This is a genomic window from Actinospica sp. (assembly GCF_035552695.1).
In the GTDB taxonomy this organism is placed as follows: domain Bacteria; phylum Actinomycetota; class Actinomycetes; order Streptomycetales; family Catenulisporaceae; genus Actinospica.
The window spans coordinates 1-3845 of record NZ_DASZKT010000037.1; the positions used below are offsets into that span (position 1 = coordinate 1).

Consider the following 3845-nt stretch of genomic DNA (forward strand, 5'->3'; position numbering starts at 1 on the left):
CTCAACCTGGACGTCCGCGAGATCGGCGTGGTCATCCTCGGTGACTTCAGCAAGATCGAGGAAGGCCAGCAGGTCCGCCGCAGCGGCGAGGTGCTGTCGGTTCCGGTCGGGGACGGCTTCCTCGGCCGCGTCGTTGACCCGCTCGGCGTCCCGATGGACGGCAAGGGCGAGATCGCCGGCACCGAGCTGCGCCAGCTCGAGGTGCAGGCGCCGTCCGTGGTGCAGCGGCAGAAGGTGCATGAGCCGCTGCAGACCGGCATCAAGGCGATCGACGCGATCACTCCCGTCGGCCGCGGCCAGCGCGAGCTGATCATCGGCGACCGGCAGACCGGCAAGACCGCGATCGGCATCGACACCATCATCAACCAGCGGGCCAACTGGGAATCCGGCGACCCGTCCCGGCAGGTCAAGTGTATCTACGTGGCGATCGGCCAGAAGGGCACGACGACCGCGCAGGTACGGCAGGACCTCGAGGACAACGGCGCGATGGACTACACCACGATCGTGGCCGCTCCCGCGTCCGACCCGGCCGGCTTCAAGTACATCGCGCCCTACACCGGGTCGGCGATCGGCCAGCACTGGATGTACCGCGGCCAGCACGTCCTGATCGTCTTCGACGACCTGTCCAAGCAGGCCGAGGCGTACCGCGCGGTCTCGCTGCTGCTGCGCCGCCCGCCGGGCCGCGAGGCCTACCCCGGCGACGTGTTCTACCTGCACTCCCGGCTGCTCGAGCGCTGCGCCAAGCTGTCCGACGACCTGGGAGCAGGCTCGATGACCGGCCTGCCGGTGATCGAGACCAAGGCCAACGACATCTCGGCCTACATCCCGACCAACGTCATCTCGATCACCGACGGCCAGATCTTTCTCGAGACCGACCTGTTCAACTCCGGTGTCCGGCCGGCCATCAACGTCGGCCGGTCGGTGTCCCGGGTGGGCGGCGACGCGCAGATCAGGGCGATGCGGAAGGTCGCCGGAGGCCTCAAGCTCGCCCTGTCCCAGTACCGGGACCTGGAGGCGTTCGCCTCGTTCGCGTCCGACCTCGACGCCGCGTCCCGCGCTCAGCTGGACCGGGGCGCCCGGCTGGTCGAGCTGCTCAAGCAGCCGCAGTACAGCCCGTACCCGGTGGAGCGGCAGGTGGTCTCGATCTGGGCTGGCGCCAACGGGTATCTCGACGACGTGCCGGTGGAGGACGTGGGGCGCTTCGAGGCGGAGTTCCTCGATCACCTGCAGCGCATCAGCTCGGGAATCTTCGACGCGATCAGGGAGACCGCCGAGCTGTCCGACGACACGGTCACGGCCCTGAAGGACGCGATCGAGGAGTTCAAGAAGGTCTTCGAGACCAGCGACGGCGAGCTGCTGGTGAAGGACGAGCCCGCGGAGCCCCTGGACGGCGAGCCGGGCCAGGAGAAGGTCAGCCGGCGGACCCGGGAGACCGACGACACCACCCGGTCGCAGGACCGGACGGGGTCCGACGTCATGCCGGAGTCTGCGCAGCGGCCGGAAGCCGAGCGCGCCTCGGCGGCACCGGACGGTCAGTGAGCGAGCGGCAGGGCTGAGGTAACAGGCCATGGGAGCACAGCTTCGCGCCGTCCGGCGGCGGATCCGGACGGTGCAGTCCACCGCCAAGATCACTCGTGCCCAGGAGCTGATCGCGTCATCGCGGATCATCAGGGCCCAGCAGCGGGTGCGCGAGGCGGCTCCGTACTCGCGCGAGCTCACCCGCGCGGTCGAGGCGGTCGTCAGCGGGTCGCGGCAGGTCGACCATCCGCTGATCACCGAGCCGAAGGAGCCGTCCCGGGCGGCGGTGGTCATCATCACCAGCGACCGCGGCTTCGCCGGCGGGTACAACGCCAACGTGCTGCGCGAGGCCCAGTCGCTGGCCGCGACGCTTTCCGGCCGGGGAGTCGAGGCGCTGCCGTACGTGGCCGGCCGCAAGGGCATCGTCTGGCACCGGTTCCGCCAGCGCGAGATCGCCGCCGAGTGGAGCGGGTTCTCCGAAGCCCCCCAGTTCTCCGATGCCAGCGAGATGGCGGCGCGGCTGCTCGAGGATTTCACCGCCGACGAGGGCGGGCTGGACGAGATCTACCTGGTGTACACGGAGTTCGTGTCGATGCTCACCCAGCAGCCGGCCGTCCGGCGGATCCTGCCGCTGGAGATCGAGGAAACCACCGAGCAGCCGCCCGAGGGCCCGCTGCCGCTGTATGAGTTCGAGCCGTCCCCCGAGGCGGTGCTCGACGCGCTCCTGCCCTGGTACATAGAGAACCGGCTATACCAGGCACTGCTCGAATCCGCGGCGGCCGAGATCGCGTCCAGGCGCCGCGCCATGAAGTCCGCGACCGACAATGCCAGAGACCTGATCGACGCGCTGACACTGGAAGCCAACAAGGCGCGTCAGGCCGAGATCACCCAGGAAATCAGCGAGATCGTCGGCGGCGCCAACGCGCTGTCCGAAGAGCTTGCCGGAAGTGAGTGAGAGTCAACATGACCGCAACCACCGAGAACACCGTCTCCGAGGACGCCGCCGCGGGCGGCACCGGACGTGTCGCCCGGGTGATCGGCCCGGTCGTGGACGTCGAGTTCTCCGCCGAGACGATGCCCGACATCTATAACGCGCTGCACGTGGACGTGACCCTGAACGACGAGGTGAGCACGCTGACCCTGGAGGTCGCCCAGCACGTCGGCGACAACGTGGTCCGGACGATCTCGATGCAGCAGACTGACGGCCTGGTCCGCGGCGCGGTCGTGACCGACACGGGCGAGGCGATCTCGGTCCCGGTCGGAGAGGTGACCAAGGGCCACGTGTTCAACGTGCTCGGCGAGACGCTGGACGTGCCGACCTCGTCCCTCGAGGTCACCGAGCGCTGGCCGATCCACCGGGACGCGCCGCCGTTCGACCAGCTCGAGCCCAGGACCGAGATCCTGGAGACCGGCATCAAGGTCATCGACCTGCTGACCCCGTACGTGAAGGGCGGGAAGATCGGCCTGTTCGGCGGCGCCGGCGTCGGCAAGACCGTGCTGATCCAGGAGATGATCACCCGGGTCGCCAGGAACTTCAGCGGCGTGTCGGTGTTCGCCGGCGTGGGTGAGCGCACCCGTGAGGGCAATGACCTGTTCATCGAGATGACGGAGTCGAACGTCCTCAAGGACACCGCGCTGGTGTTCGGCCAGATGGACGAGCCGCCGGGCACCCGGCTGCGGGTCGGCCTGGCCGCGCTGACCATGGCCGAGTACTTCCGCGACGTGCAGCAGCAGGACGTGCTGCTGTTCATCGACAACATCTTCCGCTTCGAGCAGGCGGGCAGCGAGGTCTCCACGCTGCTCGGCCGGATGCCCTCGGCCGTGGGCTACCAGCCCACGCTGGCCGACGAGATGGGCCAGTTGCAAGAGCGGATCACCTCCACCCGCGGTCACTCCATCACCTCGATGCAGGCCATCTTCGTGCCTGCCGACGACATCACCGACCCGGCGCCGCACACGGTGTTCGCGCACCTCGACGCGACCACCACGCTGTCCCGGGCCATCACCGAGAAGGGGATCTTCCCGGCGGTGGACCCGCTCGACTCCACCTCGCGGATCCTGGACGCCAAGTACATCGGCCAGGAGCACTACGACGTGGCCCGCGAGGTGCAGCGGATCCTGCAGCGGTACAACGAGCTGCAGGACATCATCGCGCTGCTCGGCATCGACGAGCTGTCCGAGGAGGACAAGGTCACGGTGCAGCGGGCGCGGCGGATCGAGCGCTTCCTGTCGCACCCGATGTTCGTCGCCCAGCAGTTCACCGGGCAGCCGGGCATCTTCGTCCCGCTGAGCGAGACGATCGCCTCGTTCGAGGCCATCACCGAGGG

General features: G+C 68.8%; 2 protein-coding genes and 1 pseudogene. All 3 read left to right on the forward strand.

What is annotated here, in order from left to right; all coding sequences use genetic code 11:
• A pseudogene (atpA, locus tag VG296_RS06005) lies at positions 1-1413 on the forward strand (F0F1 ATP synthase subunit alpha); the annotation flags it as partial.
• A 154-nt stretch (positions 1414-1567) separates the two neighbouring features.
• Positions 1568-2473 (forward strand): F0F1 ATP synthase subunit gamma, encoded by a 906-nt coding sequence (locus VG296_RS06010; RefSeq protein WP_325563929.1) that lies wholly within the window; start codon positions 1568-1570, stop codon positions 2471-2473.
• An 8-nt stretch (positions 2474-2481) separates the two neighbouring features.
• Positions 2482-3845 (forward strand): F0F1 ATP synthase subunit beta (gene atpD / locus VG296_RS06015; protein ID WP_325563931.1); only part of this gene is annotated, 1364 nt, incomplete at its 3' end.